Source organism: Leptolyngbya sp. AN10, from assembly GCF_050565645.1.
GTDB lineage: Bacteria > Cyanobacteriota > Cyanobacteriia > Leptolyngbyales > Leptolyngbyaceae > Leptolyngbya.
Map to the genome: position 1 here is coordinate 157194 of NZ_JBNXVP010000002.1, position 17462 is coordinate 174655.

Below are 17462 nucleotides of genomic sequence, written 5' to 3' on the forward strand. Positions count from 1 at the left end.
ATCCCCTCGATCGCAAATTTTATTCATGATTGATTTTTATATCGGTTGACTTATTCACAAACTTCGTTACCATTTGTTCTGAGCAAAAACTTTTGCTAGTTCTTCACCTTAAGTTCAGATGAAAATCGCGAAAAGTGTTGCGAGGTTATCGTTCTTTCTGTTTCTCGTCGGGGCTGCACTCGGTCTGTCTGCTTGGCGTGCTCAAGCGTGGTGGAGTTTTGCGAGTTCTCCGATTGCACAGACCACTTCAGATCAAGGGAAACGAGTTTTAATTCAAATCCCACAAGGGACTTCGGCTCAACAAATTGGTCAGGAATTAGAAGCGGCAGGATTAATTCGATCGTCAAGAGCTTGGGAAGTTTGGGCACGGTGGATGATGTGGCAAAATCCCGATGGCGGCTTCCAGGCGGGGAATTATGAGCTTTCGACCGGGGATAGTTTGCAAGCGATCGCAGAAAAAATTTGGAAGGGCGAAGTCGCGCAACGCAGTTTCACCATTCCCGAAGGCTGGTCGCTCAAGCAAATGGCAAACTATTTCGAGAAACAAGGATTTTTCAAAGCCCAAGATTTTCTCAATGCTGCGAGCCAAGTTCCGAATGCGGAATATCCTTGGCTGCCTCCGAATCTGCCTTTCCTAGAAGGGTTTCTTTATCCTGATACGTATCAGATTGAAGCCGGATCAGAGATTACACCTCAACAAGTTGTCCGTCAGATGTTAAGCCGTTTCGAGCAAGTGGCGCTTCCGATTTATAACCAGAATCGCGGCAAAACGAACCTTTCTCTGCTGCAATGGGTGACGCTTGCCAGCATTGTCGAAAAAGAAGCGGTGATTGCAGATGAGCGCAATCGGATTTCGGGCGTGTTCCACAATCGGTTGAAAAAGAATATGACGTTGGGATCTGATCCGACGGTCGAATATGCGCTTGGAGTGCAGCAAACACCTGAGAATCCCTTAACTTATGCTCAGGTTGCGACTCCTTCGCCGTATAACACTTATGTGACTCCAGGATTGCCACCGACCCCGATCGCGGCTCCTGGAATTGCCAGTCTCAAAGCCACTTTAGAGCCGGAACAGACGGATTATCTCTACTTCGTGGCGCGGTACGATGGCTCTCATGTGTTTAGTCGGACCTTGGCAGAACACGAATCGGCGCAAGGGAAAATTCGCGATCGCATTGATAATCAAGCGCAAAAGGAACAACCCGTAAAAAATCGATAGGTTTCAGTGATTTTTGAGTTACGAATTCGAGACGCGATCGCTCTAGACTGTTCTTTAGGTTTAGAGCAAACTTTCGTAAAGATATAAACAAATTGTCACAGCACGTCAAATTGTGATTGATTTAACTAAATGCAGCGCTTACCCTAATAAATAGGCTTTTTCATTGTTCACTCTCACGAGTCTTTCACCATGTCTTGGGGCAAACTTCTTCAACCCGATCTTCTTCTCGATACGACGATCCTTGGATTAACACCGGAACTGCTTCAGCAAAGTGGGTTACGCGGTTTGGTGCTGGATGTGGATGAAACCCTTGTGCCCATTACGACAGCGCAAATTTCGGCGGAACTTCTACCGTGGGTTGAGCAAGTTCGGGAGATTACCCAAATTTGGCTCGTGAGCAATAATATCAGCGAGAATCGGATTAAGCGCATTGCCGATGTGCTGAAAGTGCCGTATTACATTACGGGTGCAGGAAAGCCTTCGCGCCGCAAGCTAAGACGGGCTGTGGAAGCGATGAATTTACCGCCTGAACAAGTGGGAATGGTAGGCGATCGCTTATTTACGGATGTGTTGGCGGGGAATCGGTTAGGAATGTTCACGATTCTGGTGCAACCGATGGTTGATCCGGCGGCGGAAGTGGCGCGGAAATATCCGGTTCATGCGATCGAGATTTGGCTGTCTCAAGCACTGGGCGCGACTTTGACTCCGCACAAACATCAAATCTAAAGAAAAGGTTAGAGAATTAAGATTTCCAGAGGATATCTGAGATTCTAGTTACAGATCAAATGGAGCCAGCAAATTTAAAGGCTCTAACCCATAAATCTCTGTGAATACTAGGTGAACTGCCAATTCCTAATCGGGTTGGCAGTTTGCTTTTGGAATTAATTCGACGGAGCTTTTCGCTTCGTTTTAGTCGGCTAATGCCCCCTAAATCCCCCAAATTTGGGGGACTTTGAAGATAGAAAGTGCTTTGGAATTCTAGAAATTTCTCTGGCTCAAAGTCCTCCAGAATGGGGGATTTAGGGGGCACGATCTGACCACAACGAAGTGCAAGAGACCTATGTGTACACACTAGAAATGGCGGATTTACGGGGTGATTCCCGGAAATGCCACCATACGAACAATCTATCGAACTTGCTCTAATCCAGGTTCCGTCCAGTCAGTTCGACAAAGATATCCTCCAAATTTGAGGGGCGAGTCATCATTCCCGTTTTATCTGAAAGCTGATCCAGATAATGATTGGCATCGTCAACCGTCGGGAAAAATTTGTAATCCCAATGTTCACCGGATTGTTTCATCAGAATGCCTTTCCCATGTTGCTGGCGTAATTCTTCCAGCGTTCCAAGCGAGATTAATTTGCCAGAATCCATAATGCCAATACGATCGCATAAATATTCGACTTCATCCATGTAGTGCGTCGTTAGTAGCATCGTCATTCCTTGCTGATTCAACGTGCGGATAATTTCCCACAAGCGGCGACGAGTCTGCGGATCAAGTCCGACGGTCGGTTCATCTAGGAAAAGAATCTCAGGTTTATGAAGTAAAGCACGAGCGATCTGAAGGCGGCGTTTCATACCACCGGAGAGCGTTTTGGCTGGATCATTTCGTCGATCGCTTAATTCCACATATTCGAGCGCTTCATTGATATCTTTCTGACGCTGCGGATTTGGAATGTGATGCAAGCGTCCGTGATATTCCATGTTTTCCCAAACGGTTAGATCGCTATCGATGCTGATTTGCTGAAGCACTACACCAATGTGGGATTTGACGAGCGATCGCTGATTGACCACATCGAATCCCGCCACTTGAATTTGCCCATCAGAAGGCTTAGTCAAGGTCGTTAACATCCGAATCGTGGTCGATTTGCCTGCCCCATTCGGACCCAATAGCCCGAACATTTCGCCCGCTTGAATCTCAAAAGACAGTCCATCTACGACTGGGACTTTGTTGTAAACCTTGTAAACGTTTTGAAGAGAAACAGCAGCAACCATTCGATTTAATTCCGCGCAATCTTTGTTTACACTATCGCAAGACTGCGCCAATTCTATACACAGTAAGAATGATTGTTCTGATCAAACAGGTTCGTACACCATTTGTGGAACGAGTACATTGTCCGATCGCACTTCTCCAATTCCCAAAAATCGCTCATCCTTCACGCGCACAATTCCAAATTGCTCCGAATTCAGTGCGATTTTCTGACCTTGACACCAACGACGCGCCAAATCGTTTTCTAGAACGATTTCCGGTAAATGTAGCAATGCAGATTCAGGTTCGACCAAAGGGACGGGAAGCTGTTCGATCGATGAACTTTCCGACAATTCAAATCCACTACTTGCAGTCCTGAGTAGCTTTGCTAAAGTCGCTCCGGTTCCAAGTTCTGCACCCAAATCACGGGCGATCGAGCGAATATAAGTCCCGCTGCCACACGCGATCGCTAAATCAAGCTCTGGAAAATCACCGGAGCGAAACTCTAGAATCTGCAACTTAAAAATCTCAACAGTGCGAATGGGAGCTTCGATCGCTTGTCCCGATCGCGCTAAATCATATAATCGTTTTCCTTGAACTTGAACCGCACTATAGTTCGGTGGAATCTGCTGAATCACACCTTGAAACAGCGGTAACTTTTCTTGAATTTGTTCTAAGCTCAAATTTGGAACCGCTTGCTGTGTGAGAATTTCGCCTTCCAAATCATCCGTTGCAGTTGTTACCCCAAAGCGAATTGTGGCTTGATACGCTTTATCCTGACGGAGATATTGCAACAATCGAGTTGCACGACCTAATGCGATCGGTAAAACTCCCGTCGCGGCTGGATCAAGTGTCCCCGCATGACCCACTTTTTTCAATTGATAAATCCGTCGAACCTTCGCCACACAATCATGCGAGGTAAACCCAAACGGTTTATTGAGATTTAGAAACCCATCCACAAGCTTAATCCTGATTCAACTGCGCCACAGTCAATGACTGTATCAGACTTAACGGTAACGGATTCTGGGAAATGTCGCGGGCATAAGTCGCAGACAAAAACGGGCGGAAGTTCGATCGATTTGCAATGTAAGTTTGAAAGAACGCCAAACTCAACACATTCACATAACGACGCGCCAAAGTTGGACTCGGACCAATCACTTCAGGCGGAACTGGAACGCCCTGAGCATCGCCTTCTTGCAGAGCCGAGAAATGTGTTCCTCGATCGATGACTGCTAAATAGCGATCGCGAGTTTGCAACCAAGTAAATGGCTGAATTTGTTCAGGTAACGCAGGCGCGACTGTATCTGCATTTCCCGCCACGATCATGGTTGGCACATTAATGTCAGCAATTGAAGCCTGTCCAAAGACACTACTCGAAATTGGATTGATTGCAATGATCGCTTTCACACGCGGATCGGTCAAATTGTAGTTAATCGGAGGCAATCCAGAAGCACGACATTGTAGAAGAATTGAAAGATTCAACGTTCGATCGATTTCCGTAGGCTGACAGGATTGCTGTAATTGTTGGAAGTTGATCGAAGCTCCCGCCAGTGCCATTGCAGTATAGCCACCAAAAGATTGTCCAATTACACCGACTTGTTTGAGATTCAAGCGACTGTAACGCGGATCAGAACTCGCTCTGCGCTGAAGATCATCTAAAACGTACTTGATATCTAAAGGTCGATCGACGAATTCACTCGGACTCGTCACTTCATTTACCGTACCTGCCACCAAAGCTTGAAGCTGCTTGGCATTACTTCCTGGATGTTCAGGAACCGCGACCGCAAACCCATGAGAAGCCAAATGTTCGGCAAGATAGCGAAATGTACCGCGATCGGAACCCAACCCATGCGAGATGACGATCACCGGAATCGAGGCAGGTAAGGGCTGACGACGGGCAAACGGCAGATAAACATCCATCGGAAAAACGCGCTCTCGTCCTAATGCTTGAACGAACGCTCTCGATCGATCCACAAGTCTCAAACTCTGCCTTTCAAATCCAAAGGGTCCACGGGCTGCTAGATCAGGAACAATCGGAGGCAATGTCGTATTATCTAACCGCGCCAGTTCAGCGATCGTTTGTGTGGCACGAGTGGTTCGATTGATCAAATCGCCAAAATCATCTGCAATCTGCAAACTCCGCTGTAAATCGACTCGCAATCCACGAGTGGGAAATTTCCGCAGAACATTTAGCGGTGTTAATCCTTCTGGAGAAGCCGCAGCTAGAATTAATGCTCCTCGAATCGCGAAAAATCCGGTATCACGTGATTCGGGTTGAATGACTTGTCCCAAACGGCGCAGGAGAATTTCACCTTGCTGCGTGTAGAGAAATTGTGAAACTGCGATTGGATCAATCGTCGCTCGTGTCAGCAATGCTCTTCGTAACGTTTCAAGTTGTTGCGGACTCACATACTGCGAATAGACATAGAGATCGCTATCGAGTTCGCCCGTTCGAGCATACGTTTCAAGCGCAGACACAGAAATCGATCGCTCTAAAATGCCATACGACAGAAAGACACGCTCTGCACTCGACGCAGGACGACTAAAACTCGCGATCGACAGTGCGGTCACGATCGCAGAAAGCGCAAATTTCCATCCTTTAGACTGCCGCATGATTGGCTCACCGATTTCTCTCTGTCCGACTCATTCTGACGCACAGAACCGAGAGCGACAACAAATCCCAAATTGAAATCTGTCTTTTGGCAAATAGTCGAACTTGAGACCTCTGCTTTAAGGTCTATTTATTGGCATTTTAAGAGACAGTCAGGTGACAACGCCTCTCGCTATCATCGTATAAGCCCAGCCGTTTTAACCTTCAATTCGCAGCATCATGACCGAATTCTGGAGTCGTTTTTTTGATTCAAGCTCTTATATGCCTCACGGGCATTGTTATCTCTGGCAGACTGGATTGGTTTGGCTGCACATCACAGGCGATGCGTTGATTGCACTGTCTTACTATTCGATTCCGCTCGCGATCGTATTCTTCGTGCGAAAACGTGAGGATCTGCCATTTAACTGGATTTTTCTGTTGTTCGGAGCTTTCATTGTTTCCTGCGGTACGGGACATCTTTTAGACATTTGGACATTGTGGCATCCAGATTATTGGATTTCTGGTACGGTCAAAGCGATTACAGCAATGGTTTCTGTCCTGACTGCGATCGAGCTTTATCCCTTAATCCCGAAAGCCCTCGCACTTCCAAGTCCAACTCAATTGAAGTTAGCAAACCAAGCGTTGCAAGTCCAAATTGGGGAACGTCGTCAAGCCGAAACCGCACTGAAACGGTATCAGGATCAGCTTGAGGAATTAGTCGCCCAACGCACAGCAGAATTAACGAAAACAAATCAACAACTCCAAGCCGAAATCATCGAGCGTAAACGGATTCAGGAAGAGCGGGAATTAGCCTTGCAGCGAGAGCAACGGGCACGAGAACAAGCTGAAGTGGCGAATCGAGTGAAAGATGAATTTCTCGCCGTTTTGTCTCATGAATTGAGAACGCCGCTAAATCCGATTTTGGGTTGGACAAAGCTTCTACAGAAAAAGTTACTGACTTCAGAGAAAACGACAATGGCACTCGACACGATCGAGCGAAATGCCAAATTGCAATCTCAGTTAATTGAGGATCTACTAGATATTTCTCGTATTATGCGCGGGAAATTGACGCTGAATACGGCAGCAATGGATTTGAAGACTGTTGTGAAATCTGCGATCGATACCGTTGCTCTGGCGGCAGAAGCGAAACAAATTCAGATTGAAACAAAACTCGAAGCTGAAGTCGGACAGGTCTTGGGAGATGCAGGACGGTTACAACAAGTGATATGGAATTTGCTCTCGAATGCGGTGAAATTTACGCCTGAAGGTGGACAGGTGGAAATCTCTCTAACCAATGAAGATGCGAGTCACGCCAAAATCATTGTTCGAGATAACGGCAAGGGCATTAATCCAAAAGTATTAGAGTGTGTCTTCGATCGATTCTGGCAAGAAGACAGTAGCAATACTCGCCGGTTTGGAGGTTTAGGATTGGGACTGGCAATCAGTCGTCAAATTGTCGAACTTCACGGTGGCACGATCGTGGCGGAAAGTAAGGGCGAAGGAACTGGAGCGACTTTCACGGTGAGATTGCCACTCCGAGCAGCGGTTCCGGTCAATGCACCCGAACGAGCCTCTGCTTCGAGAAATTCGACTTTAGAAGGACTACGAATTTTGATCGTTGATGACACTGCCGATTCGCGTGACTATGCTGCATTTGTTCTAAGTGAAGCAGGATCGCAAGTGAGAACAGCCGAGTCTGCCGAAGCTGCGATCGCGGCAATCGACCAAGAAATTCCTGATGTACTCGTTTGCGATATTGGAATGCCTCAAGCGAATGGATACGAACTGATTCAGAAAATTCGATCGCTTCCTCCAGAGAAAGGGGGCGGTATCGTTGCGATCGCGCTCACTTCGTATGTCGGGGACTATGACCAGAAGCAAGCGATCGCAGCAGGATTCCAGCAACACCTTTCTAAACCTGTAGAACCAGAACAATTAGTCAAGACCGTCTCCGCCATTTGTCCGACACGCTCTTCAAATCAAGCATCCGTATCTAATTAACTCGATCGCTCAAATTAGCCGTGTTTTTACGGATAAAGACTTAGATTGCGACTTTCGATCGACATCGAAACTGCGATTTAGTCTTATAACGATGAATACAGAATTCTTAACTATGATTTTTCAGTTGTGTGCAATACTTACCCTAGTTTTTAGTGGTAGTATAAACTCCCTGAAATTCAGCAAATTATCTTATACAGGTTGTCTAAATGGCAGTTTTATCTTCAGAAACGAATGAGCAAATCCACAGTGATCCGCCGCCAAGTGAGTTAGGAGAGCGTGAGCCGACGGATTCGCAGTTAATTCGCTATCTCAAAGAAGAGTTAGCCGTTCCCGACGAATTAGTTGAACTCGCTCTGCGCCACTCTGAACAAGAGCGTGGCACTTTGCCGATGGTGTTATGGCGATATGGATTTGTCTCGATCGACCAACTGAATCAGATTTTCGATTGGATGGCGCGTTAAATTATTGTTTGCTCATTTTGTTCAATAGCCAGAGCGAAGTCGAAATCGCTACGAACTGCGCCAAAATCACGTTAGCGCTGGCTTGAACGATGAAAATATCGATCGGTTGAATAAACCTGGCTGGATCAACATTGATGAATCCACCGACACCTTGACCCAATGCTTTTGTTGCGAGTAGCCCTACGATCGCTTGCGTCCCCAAGAGTGCCAAAAACGTTCCAATCAGACTGGCAGTTAATCCGATCCGAATGGTTTGAATCGCCTCCGCTTTTTTCGGTCGTGCTGCGGGTTCTGCGTTCAGTCGTCGCCCGATCGCGACATATTTTGTCAGCGACCAGAACATATTGAACCCTAGAATCGCGATTCCGCAGATGGTCAGCACGACTCCGACTCCGGTTCCTGGATTATTTCCACCTGGATTCCGCACCGAAACCGATGCAAACAGCAAAATCACAGCAGAAATAATTGCCAGTACTAGCTGAAACCAGAAGCTAAACCAACCTGCAAATCGAAACGTGCTGGCGATTTCTCGGAGAGTCGGAGAGTCGGATTTCGTCATGGCAACAAGTCACACAGAAGCTACATCCAGCTTACAGCGATTTGAGTTGGATTGAAGTAGGGAGTATTTCAGCGAACATTTAACCGTACCATCCCTTACGGTAGGATGGGATTATGCCTAATCTTCCTATTTCGGGAGTGTCCCACGTCTACGATCTGACGGCTCCCACCTCAAATCCTGAAGTTCTCGTCTTCGTCCACGGTTGGATGCTGAGTCGCAATTATTGGCAACCTTTGATCGAGCTATTGTCTCGTGATTATCAGTGTTTGTCCTATGATTTGCGGGGTTTTGGTCAGTCCCAGCCTCAGAGGAACGCGCCAATTTCTAAGATGCACGACTCTGGAACGGTTGCAGTCGCGACTCAAACCGCGATCGCGCAATACAGCTTACTCTCTTATGCCAGAGATTTAGGAATGCTGCTGAGAGAGCTACAGATTTCTAAAGCATGGCTGATTGGGCATTCATTGGGTGGCTACGTGGCACTGTGGGCAGCGGATCAAATGCCAGAACAGATCCAAGGCGTGATTTGTCTGAATTCTGGCGGCGGAATTTATCTTAAAGAAGCGTTTGAACGGTTTCGATCGGCAGGACAACAAATGGTGAAACTGCGCCCGAAATGGTTGCCGCAAGTGCCTTGTTTAGATTTGGTATTCACGCGGGCAAATGTGGTGAGCGCGATCGAGCGATCGTGGGGTCGGCAACGGGTGATTGATTTTGTCAGCGCTGATCCAGAAGCAGCGATCGGAACACTTTTAGATTCGACGACAGAAGCCGAAGTGCATCGTTTACCGCAGGTTGTAGCGCGACTCTCTCAGCCGCTCTATTTTATTGCTGGCGCGAAAGACACAGTGATGGAGCCAAAATATGTTCGGCATTTAGCCAGTTTCCACCCGCTGTTTGGAGATTGTGCTGATAATGTTCTAGAAATTCCCGATTGCGGACATTTATCGATGTTAGAGAAAACCGAGACGGTTGAAGCGCGGATTCGAGAGATTTTGCGATCGTCTTTATCTTAGGAATATCTGAGAAGTATGAGAAGATTCTTCGCTCTCGTTGCGTTCCGCCCGTGATTGGAAATCACGGTCTACCGGAGTGAAGTCCACTAAGGAGATTTCTACGAAAGAGCTTACCGCTTGAAAGACTGCCCTTCGGCTTCGCTCAGGGCGCGATCTCTAGCTGACTGAGCGAAGCCGAAGACAGCGGGTAATTTGTTTTCGATAAATCTCCTAAAGGGGACTGAAAGCTCGTTGTAGTAAGTTCTTCAGTCTGTTAAAACAGACTTTGTTCCGATAGCCCCGAATTCCATTCGAGGGGCGATTTACGCGAGGAACGATTGCTTTTCAAACCCCCTCTTAACTGCGGCTTTTCAAGTGGCTCGTTCCGTGTCAAACTACCGCATGGTTTGATCTTGGGCTGAGCGTATGAGCGATCAGAGTGACGTGACAGAGAAAAAACGATCGACAATCCTCGACTTTGTTTTTGCGATCGTTTGGGTGCTGGCGTTGGGCGGAATTACGTTTTTTAATCAGTTGGGCAGCATCGGATTGGTGGACGAAACAGAGCCACTGTTCGTTGAGGCGGCGCGACAGATGACGGTGACGGGGAACTGGATTACGCCGTACTTCAATCAGATGACTCGGTTTGATAAGCCACCGCTGATTTATTGGTTGATGGCGATCGGGTTTAAGACGATCGGGGTGAATGAATGGGCGGCTCGGTTGCCTTCTGCGATCGCGGGAACGGCTCTAGTCGGATTCTGTTTCTATGCGATTCGGCGATTAGTGCCCTCGAAGATTGCGCCTTATCTTGGATCAGCGATCGTCGCTCTGAATTTAATTACGTTATTTTTTGGGCGATTGGGCTACTCGGATATGCTGCTGAGTGCCTGTTTTGGTGGATCTTTGCTGGCGTTTTTTCTCGGTTATGTTGAATCGAGTTGGGGCTGGTATCGAGCGTTTTATATCTTGATGGGATTGGCAGTTTTAACGAAAGGTCCGGTTGGAGTTGTATTGCCGAGTGCGATCGTGCTTTTGTTTCTGTTTTGGGCGGGGAAATTGCGCGAAGTTCTGCGCGAGATGAAACCGATTCGGGGAACAGGAATCTTTTTGCTCGTGAGTGTTCCTTGGTATGTGCTGGCTTACATTCAAAACGGGAATGCATTTATTGAGTCATTCTTTGGAGTGCATAACGTTGAGCGGTTTACGAATGTCGTGAATCAGCATTCGGGACCTTGGTACTACCATTTACTGATTGTGTTGGGCGGATTTTTCCCTTGGTCGCTCTGTTTACCTGCTGCAATTACTTATGTTTTAACTCAATCGGAATGGAAGCAGAGAGAACGATCCAAGCATTTTGGAAAGTTTGCGCTGGTCTGGTTTGCAGTTGTATTGATCTTTTTTACGATCGCTGTTACCAAATATATTACTTACACGTTACCGCTCTATCCGGCAGCCGCGATTCTCGTCACATTGTGGTTTGTGCATCATTTTTCAGAATCACGTCAATCGAATTGGCTTAAATTTACTGTCTATTTCAGCATTGCAATTTCGATCGCACTTGGGATTTGTATTTTTTACAGTCCGAATTGGCTCAATCGTGATCCAGCGATGCCCAATTTAGGTTTGAGAATGCAACAAACCGGATTACAACATATTGGTGCATCAATTTGGATCACAGCCGCGATCGCTGGATTAATTTTGGCAATCCAGCGACGATTGCGTTGGTATTGGGCAGTGAATCTCGTTGCCTTTGCTGCATTTATTCTCTTTTTTATTACTCCTGGTGTTGGCGTAATTGATTCGGTTCGACAACTGCCGCTTCGTCAAATTGCCGCAGGTACGATCGAGGATCGAAAACCGAATGAACCGATCGTGATGGGGACTGATGCGTTTGAGAAACCGAGTTTGGTGTTTTATACTCGTCAACCGATCACTTTTATTAATCGCACTCGATTGATTCAACCGTATTTACAAGAGTTGCGAAAAGAAGGAAAAGTCCGATCGATTCTCTTAATTACAACGCAGACTGCCTTACAGGGGACGGGATTGAAACTAAATCAGTACCAACCGCTTCAACAATATAGTCAATACCTACTCGTGCGGGTTCCAATTCGCCCGGTGAAATAAGTCTTATGCGATCGAAATGGTGGAGTAACCGAACCAATCAACAAGTGCTTGCAATTCTACTCGCAGGATTCTTGTTTCGTAGTTTTATCGCGTTCTGGTTGCCTCCAGGATTTGATGAGGCGTATTACTACATTTACACGCTGAATCCTGCCTTGAGTTATTTTGATCATCCGCCATTAGTTGCTCTAGTGACTGCGATCGGAATTTGGCTTACGGGCGATGTCACTCAATTTAGTATTCGTCTGGGCAGTCTCTTACTGTTTCCATTCACGTTGTATTTTCTATATCGAGCAACAGTTTATTTATTCTCGGTGCGCGTGGGATTGATCACTTTAGCGATCGCGTCTGTGATTCCCATCTTTCAACTCGGTTTTGGAACGTTTACGCTCCCTGATTCGCCGTTGATGTTTTTTTGGGCGTTAACGCTTTGGGTTGGTGCGATCGAGTTTTTCCCTCGAAACTCCGAATACAAGCCCACGTACAGAATTGCTCTAATCGGTTTGCTCGTCGGTTTAGCGTGTTTAGGAAAGTATCACGGATTTCTACTCGGATTTGGATTGCTCGGATTTTGTCTCACCAGTCGGCGGCATTGGAAAGTGTTCCGATCGCCTTGGACAATTCTAAGTTTCCTACTATTTCTAATTGCATTCTCACCTGTACTGTATTGGAATAGCCAGCACGAGTGGGTTTCGTTCGTGTTTCAGGGAAATCGCAGCGTTCCCGATCGCACTTATAGCGTTTCAAGCGCGTTTAACGTTGCATTAATGGCTTCACTATATTTATTTCCAACGTTTGGATTCCCACTTTGGTTCATCAGCATTCGAGAAATCATTGCGGTTATTCGATCGAAGTTCTCGAATTCTATTCACTCATTCATTCTTTGGAATTCTGCTCCGGTATTTCTCATTTTTACGATCATTGGCGGTTATCAGCAGATTCTACCCGGTTGGACAATGCCGGGATTCTTTGCGGTTACGCCATTACTCGGTTTATATGCGTCTCGTTGGCGATCGACAACTCTCAAACGCTGGCTGAATGGATCAACGATCGCAGTCACCGCTTTAATGCTGCTTGCTTTGTCCCACATCGTACTTGGAACCCTGCAAAAACCGAGTCAATATGCAATCCTTGGTGGTGTCGTTGCTCCTAAAAATGATGCTTCAATTCAGCTAATCGATGTCGGGCAACTGAGACGAGAATTGAATCGATCGCCCGAATTAGTCACCGCTCTCAAAAACGCGGATTTCGTTTTCAGCAATCGATTCCATCTGGCTGGACATATTGCAATGTCAATCATGCCGATCGATTCAGTTCCGATTACTTGTTTCGATCGCAAAGATTTACGCGGCTTCGCTTACTGGTCAACCGCAGAACAATGGATTAGCAAAACTGCGCTCTATATAACTACAGACGAATTTCAGACTCGCGAAGATTCCGCCGCAGAATTCGCACCGTACTTTGAAAAATTCACCAAGTTGGGAGAAATTCCGCTGCAACGGGGAGGCGTGATCGTCGATCGTATTCACGTGTTCCAAGGAACGAATCTTTTGAACCCGTTCCCACGTCCGTACTGAGTCAGGAATGACACGTTGCTAAATTTATATGTCGATTTAGCGATTTAGCCTAATTATTCAAACTACTAATAAACGAAAATCTCTATTTGCGATTTCACCGATATTTCACCATTTATGGAATAGAATTCTGCCAGAAAATACAGATAAGCCGGGATTTGTAAAGAAATTAGGACGTAATTAGATTTTTTTTAAAGCAGCTAAAAACTAAGCACACTGGGGTATATAGAATTTTCTACGTAATTTATCTGAAAAAATAGTATCGAACATGACTTGCGTATCTCGCGAGATCGGGTTAACGTCTTCATCGAGACTTCACACCCAGGAGAGATACGTAATGCTGAAACAAACATCCAGCAAATCCGTGCAAACCTTGGCAATGTCGCTTGGCATTGTATTTGCCGGACTCATCGGCAGCACGATTCCAATCCAAGCCCAGACTGCATCTCCAGGACTGACTACAACTCGAACGCCTTCATTCCAGATGGCAGATGCAAGTTCGATCGTTGAAATGGAACGTGCCGTCTTCAACCGAATCAACCAATATCGCGCCTCCAAAGGCTTGCGTCCGATGGTGTGGAACGACGAGATCGCCCACCAAGCCCGCGAACACAGCCGCAACATGGCGAAGAAAATTGTTCCATTCGGACACCAAGGATTCGAGAAACGCGCCAAAGCCCTCAGTGCTGCGATTCAATCTCGTGGAACGGGAGAAAATGTGGGCTGGATCATCAGCAAACGTGATCCGGCTGGAAAAGTGATCGATGCGTGGATCAGAAGCCAAAAGCATCGTGAAAATATCGAAGGCGATTTCAGCATGACCGGAATCGGCATCGGAATCAGCGCAATGGGCGAATATTACTTCACGCAAGATTTTGTTCGTAAATAAACCGCAGGTGTAAGATACGTGAGTTGTAGAATGACTCACTTGCTATGCAGCCGCGTGAATTTCAGATTTGCGATCGCGATCTCACTCCCGAATTTCTTGAGCAGTACCAATCGATGAGCGCGATCGCGGTCGATACGGAAACGATGGGGCTTCTACCAATCCGCGATCGTTTATGTTTAGTTCAAATTTGTGATGAACGCGATCGTGTGACCGTTGTGAGAATCGAGCGAGGACAAACTGAAGCGCCAAACCTGAAACAGTTGTTTGAAACTCTGAAGGTTACGAAAATTTTTCACTTCGCCCGATTCGATATCACAACGCTACGCTACCACTTGGGAATTCACGTCACTCCGATTTTCTGTACCAAGCTTGCGAGTAAGCTGATTCGCACTTATTCGCCCCGTCACGGATTAAAAGATTTGGTTCAGGAATTATCTGGGGTGGAACTGGATAAGAGCGCTCAAAGCTCAGATTGGGGCAACGCAATGAACTTATCTGAGGCACAACTCAAGTATGCGGCGAATGATGTGCGGTATCTGATCGAAGCTCGATCGAAACTCATTCAAATGCTAGAGCGTGAGGAACGATTGGAACTGGCAGAACAGTGTTTTCAAGCTTTACCTGTGTTTGCTCAACTTGATATTTTGCAGTATCAGAATGTGTTTGAGCATTAGTGCAGTCTGAATCCGAGATAATATGAATCGATTTATGGAGTTGGACTCGGAGATGCAACAGGTTCAGTTACACTTGGCGGAATCTTATCGGCAACGATCAAAGCTTCCATGACCGCTTTGACGATCGGAGCTGCCACAGTCGATCCAAACGCATCTTCGCCTTTCGGTTCATCGATCACGGCTGCCACTACGTATTTGGGATTGTCGATCGGGAAAATGCTCACGAAACTGGTAATCTTCGCGCCTTCGATATAGCCGCCGTTAGGTCCTGCTTTCTGTGCAGTTCCAGTTTTCCCACCGATTCGATAGTTCGGAATCTGAGCTACTTTTCCAGTTCCATTTTTTACCACCGATTCCATCATTTGTAGAACGGTTTGAGCGGTCTGCGGTGAAAAGATTTGCTTAAAGTCGGATGAGTTTGCTTGCCAGTAAGGTTGTCCGTTCTCATCAAACAAGCCTTGAACGACATGCGGCGTGAGCAGTTTACCGCCACTTGCAAGAATGCCCTGAAGTTGAACCAGTTGTAGTGCTGTTAACGAAAAACCTTGACCAAAAGAACTGGTTGCCGCATCCACCGGAGATTCTGCAAAAGTCTTCTGATCCTTTAACTGTCCAGCAGTTTCAAATGGTAAATCGATTCCCGTTGGCTTGCCTAATCCGATCTTTTCTAACCAGGAATAATAGGTCGGACGGGACATTTGCTGAATAATTCGCACCATCCCGACGTTACTCGAATGCTCCATGATTTGAGTAATTGTGCTGGGTCCGCGTGCGCCTGCGGTCGAATAATCAAAGTTCTGAATCGGCCATCCGTCAATTTGAATTGCACCTTCATCATTGATGACTTGATCCGGTTTGATTGCTCCTGCTTCAAGCGCGATCGCAATATTGAGCGGTTTGAACGTCGATCCGGGTTCATACAAATCCGTCAATGCCCAATTCTTAAACTGCTCAACATTGGCTTTATAGAAATGATTCGGATCGTAAGAGGGATCAGATGCCATTGCCCGAATTTCTCCGGTTTTCGCATCCATCGCAATCACGACACCTCGTTTCGCGTTGAATTTTTTCAGTTGCGGTTGAAGTGCATCAAGCGCGGCTCGTTGAACCCGATTGTCGATCGACAATTGCAAATGCAAGTTATCCATCTGTAAAAATCCACCCGGAAGTCGATCGGGCATCATCACTCCCGCTCCCGTCCGACTGAGGCGCACCGATTTTACCGATCGTTCTAATAGATTCTTGTGCGTGTATTCGACTCCCGCTTGCCCAACGCGATCGACATCTAAATATCCAACGACATCTGCAACTAGATTCTGCTGCGGGTAAAGTCGTTGTTGTTGTTGAGCGAGTTCTAGCCCATCAATTTGTAAGTTCTGAATGCGATCGGCTGCGGTTTCAGGGACAGCATATTCCACTCGGACTCCGCTTTCGGCTGAGTTGAATCGTTCTAGTAATTCACCCGCAGACTTACCCAGAATTTCAGAAAGTTGGGTTGCAATCTCGGTTTTGGGTTCTTTGAATGCGATCGGGTGAGCATAAAGCGTGTAGACCGGACGATCGATCGCGAGAACATTCCCGCTGCGATCGGTAATCGGACGACGCGGCACGAATGGACGCAAAAAAGTCGTCTGTTGGGCACGAGCTTGTTTGAGCAGATCCGCTGATTGAAAGACTTGCAGGCGAACCAAATTCAGCGTTAGAAGTACGATCGCGCTAACTAGAATCACCCAAACGAGAAAAAGCCGACGAGCGCTTGGTTTCGCTTGTGCAGTCCGAAATCGCTCGATTAATTGCGCGGTCATTGGAGCAGAAAACAGTCGATCGCGAAACTGTTCCACGATCGATAAATAGTTCGATCGACTCACAGGACGGGTAGAACTGGCGACAGGACGACGCGGTGAGGAGGTGGGCTTTCCTCGTTTTGACATGATTAATATCCTAGAGGCGCAACGGGCGAGGATTGCGAAGATGCACTAACGGGCTTTTCGGGACGAGCGGGAGCAGGTTTGAGGAAAATCAGACTATCGGGATTTTGTGGAACTAGCGTGGAACCCGGACGATTGGACTGATTCGCGATTTGGTTTTTCAGGACTTCTCCGCTCGCTGTGATTTGACGCTCGTTGCGGCGTAATTGTTCGAGACGGCTGTATTCTTTGCCCCAAAGCTGTTGAGCATAAACCGTCCAGCCATAGACCGCAAGAACGGCTCCGGCTAGTACAAATGTGGCAAATACGGAAACTTGCTGAGTCAGGAGCAGCGATCGTAACCACTGAGGCGGCTGTTCTCGATTCGGTAATTGCCGCACCGAAACTGCTGGTTTTCTCGATCGTTTGGAATTAAGTGCCGCTGACATATCACCCTCACACGATTTGAACGCACCGATTCGTCCTTTAAGCGAACATTGT

Annotated in this window: 15 protein-coding genes; 9 read left to right on the plus strand and 6 right to left on the minus strand. The window is 46.9% G+C overall.

What is annotated here, in order from left to right:
• Window positions 1-118 precede the first annotated feature (118 nt).
• Together mltG and ACQ4M5_RS03660 are read left to right on the plus strand one after the other, a co-directional pair.
• On the plus strand, window positions 119-1219 hold the full coding sequence (gene mltG, locus ACQ4M5_RS03655) for an endolytic transglycosylase MltG (RefSeq protein WP_430674242.1): 1101 nt from the start codon (window positions 119-121) through the stop codon (window positions 1217-1219).
• Window positions 1220-1408: 189 nt separating this feature from the next.
• Complete coding sequence (locus tag ACQ4M5_RS03660; RefSeq protein WP_430674243.1) at window positions 1409-1945, plus strand: YqeG family HAD IIIA-type phosphatase; 537 nt, start codon at window positions 1409-1411, stop codon at window positions 1943-1945.
• 413 nt (window positions 1946-2358) lie between these two features.
• On the opposite strand, the gene ccmA is transcribed toward ACQ4M5_RS03660, so the two are convergent.
• The 3 genes from ccmA to ACQ4M5_RS03675 all read right to left on the minus strand — a co-directional run bounded on the left by ccmA (window position 2359) and on the right by ACQ4M5_RS03675 (window position 5797).
• Window positions 2359-3210: a heme ABC exporter ATP-binding protein CcmA gene (gene ccmA / locus ACQ4M5_RS03665; RefSeq protein ID WP_430674244.1), complete on the minus strand. Its 852-nt coding sequence runs from the start codon at window positions 3208-3210 to the stop codon at window positions 2359-2361.
• An 81-nt stretch (window positions 3211-3291) separates the two neighbouring features.
• On the minus strand, window positions 3292-4143 hold the full coding sequence (gene truB / locus ACQ4M5_RS03670; protein ID WP_430674245.1) for a tRNA pseudouridine(55) synthase TruB: 852 nt from the start codon (window positions 4141-4143) through the stop codon (window positions 3292-3294).
• Between the two features lie 4 nt (window positions 4144-4147).
• Window positions 4148-5797 carry an alpha/beta hydrolase gene (locus ACQ4M5_RS03675; protein WP_430674246.1) on the minus strand — a complete coding sequence of 550 codons (1650 nt, stop codon included), beginning with the start codon at window positions 5795-5797 and terminating at the stop codon, window positions 4148-4150.
• 217 nt (window positions 5798-6014) lie between these two features.
• Between ACQ4M5_RS03675 and ACQ4M5_RS03680 the strand changes: the two genes are divergently transcribed.
• Both ACQ4M5_RS03680 and ACQ4M5_RS03685 read left to right on the plus strand, forming a co-directional pair.
• Window positions 6015-7775: an ATP-binding protein gene (locus ACQ4M5_RS03680; RefSeq protein ID WP_430674247.1), complete on the plus strand. Its 1761-nt coding sequence runs from the start codon at window positions 6015-6017 to the stop codon at window positions 7773-7775.
• A gap of 206 nt (window positions 7776-7981) precedes the next feature.
• Window positions 7982-8236, plus strand: coding sequence for a DUF2949 domain-containing protein (locus tag ACQ4M5_RS03685; RefSeq protein WP_430674248.1), 255 nt, complete (start codon window positions 7982-7984; stop codon window positions 8234-8236).
• Window position 8237: 1 nt separating this feature from the next.
• Here ACQ4M5_RS03685 and ACQ4M5_RS03690 read toward each other — a convergent pair whose 3' ends face one another.
• Window positions 8238-8795 (minus strand): DUF3611 family protein, encoded by a 558-nt coding sequence (locus ACQ4M5_RS03690; protein ID WP_071837269.1) that lies wholly within the window; start codon window positions 8793-8795, stop codon window positions 8238-8240.
• Window positions 8796-8908: 113 nt separating this feature from the next.
• Here ACQ4M5_RS03690 and ACQ4M5_RS03695 point away from each other — a divergent pair, with 113 nt between their 5' ends.
• From ACQ4M5_RS03695 to ACQ4M5_RS03715, 5 genes are all read left to right on the plus strand, one after another.
• Window positions 8909-9811 (plus strand): alpha/beta fold hydrolase, encoded by a 903-nt coding sequence (locus ACQ4M5_RS03695; protein ID WP_430674249.1) that lies wholly within the window; start codon window positions 8909-8911, stop codon window positions 9809-9811.
• Between the two features lie 405 nt (window positions 9812-10216).
• A complete protein-coding gene (locus ACQ4M5_RS03700) occupies window positions 10217-11920 on the plus strand; it encodes a glycosyltransferase family 39 protein (protein ID WP_430674250.1) in 1704 nt (567 codons plus the stop codon).
• A 5-nt stretch (window positions 11921-11925) separates the two neighbouring features.
• Window positions 11926-13494, plus strand: coding sequence for an ArnT family glycosyltransferase (locus ACQ4M5_RS03705; protein WP_430674251.1), 1569 nt, complete (start codon window positions 11926-11928; stop codon window positions 13492-13494).
• 334 nt (window positions 13495-13828) lie between these two features.
• Window positions 13829-14380 carry a CAP domain-containing protein gene (locus tag ACQ4M5_RS03710; protein WP_430674252.1) on the plus strand — a complete coding sequence of 184 codons (552 nt, stop codon included), beginning with the start codon at window positions 13829-13831 and terminating at the stop codon, window positions 14378-14380.
• 44 nt (window positions 14381-14424) lie between these two features.
• Window positions 14425-15054, plus strand: a complete 630-nt coding sequence (locus ACQ4M5_RS03715) for a ribonuclease H-like domain-containing protein (protein ID WP_430674253.1) — start codon at window positions 14425-14427, stop codon at window positions 15052-15054.
• A gap of 32 nt (window positions 15055-15086) precedes the next feature.
• Here the strand turns inward: ACQ4M5_RS03715 and ACQ4M5_RS03720 are convergent, their stop codons facing one another.
• Both ACQ4M5_RS03720 and ACQ4M5_RS03725 read right to left on the minus strand, forming a co-directional pair.
• Window positions 15087-16985 (minus strand): peptidoglycan D,D-transpeptidase FtsI family protein, encoded by a 1899-nt coding sequence (locus ACQ4M5_RS03720; RefSeq protein WP_430674254.1) that lies wholly within the window; start codon window positions 16983-16985, stop codon window positions 15087-15089.
• Between the two features lie 2 nt (window positions 16986-16987).
• Window positions 16988-17410 (minus strand): hypothetical protein, encoded by a 423-nt coding sequence (locus ACQ4M5_RS03725; protein WP_430674255.1) that lies wholly within the window; start codon window positions 17408-17410, stop codon window positions 16988-16990.
• Between the last annotated feature and the right edge of the window lie 52 nt (window positions 17411-17462).

Excerpts from the sequence above, each read along its gene's own strand:
- ACQ4M5_RS03720 (WP_430674254.1), bottom strand. The coding sequence starts at position 16,985 with ATGTCAAAACGAGGAAAGCCCACCTCCTCACCGCGTCGTCCTGTCGCC.
- mltG (WP_430674242.1), top strand. The coding sequence starts at position 119 with ATGAAAATCGCGAAAAGTGTTGCGAGGTTATCGTTCTTTCTGTTTCTC.
- ACQ4M5_RS03690 (WP_071837269.1), bottom strand. The coding sequence starts at position 8,795 with ATGACGAAATCCGACTCTCCGACTCTCCGAGAAATCGCCAGCACGTTT.
- ACQ4M5_RS03660 (WP_430674243.1), top strand. The coding sequence starts at position 1,409 with ATGTCTTGGGGCAAACTTCTTCAACCCGATCTTCTTCTCGATACGACG.
- ACQ4M5_RS03715 (WP_430674253.1), top strand. The coding sequence starts at position 14,425 with ATGCAGCCGCGTGAATTTCAGATTTGCGATCGCGATCTCACTCCCGAA.
- ACQ4M5_RS03695 (WP_430674249.1), top strand. The coding sequence starts at position 8,909 with ATGCCTAATCTTCCTATTTCGGGAGTGTCCCACGTCTACGATCTGACG.
- ACQ4M5_RS03675 (WP_430674246.1), bottom strand. The coding sequence starts at position 5,797 with ATGCGGCAGTCTAAAGGATGGAAATTTGCGCTTTCTGCGATCGTGACC.
- ACQ4M5_RS03700 (WP_430674250.1), top strand. The coding sequence starts at position 10,217 with ATGAGCGATCAGAGTGACGTGACAGAGAAAAAACGATCGACAATCCTC.
- ACQ4M5_RS03725 (WP_430674255.1), bottom strand. The coding sequence starts at position 17,410 with ATGTCAGCGGCACTTAATTCCAAACGATCGAGAAAACCAGCAGTTTCG.
- ACQ4M5_RS03680 (WP_430674247.1), top strand. The coding sequence starts at position 6,015 with ATGACCGAATTCTGGAGTCGTTTTTTTGATTCAAGCTCTTATATGCCT.
- ccmA (WP_430674244.1), bottom strand. The coding sequence starts at position 3,210 with ATGGTTGCTGCTGTTTCTCTTCAAAACGTTTACAAGGTTTACAACAAA.
- ACQ4M5_RS03685 (WP_430674248.1), top strand. The coding sequence starts at position 7,982 with ATGGCAGTTTTATCTTCAGAAACGAATGAGCAAATCCACAGTGATCCG.
- ACQ4M5_RS03705 (WP_430674251.1), top strand. The coding sequence starts at position 11,926 with ATGCGATCGAAATGGTGGAGTAACCGAACCAATCAACAAGTGCTTGCA.
- ACQ4M5_RS03710 (WP_430674252.1), top strand. The coding sequence starts at position 13,829 with ATGCTGAAACAAACATCCAGCAAATCCGTGCAAACCTTGGCAATGTCG.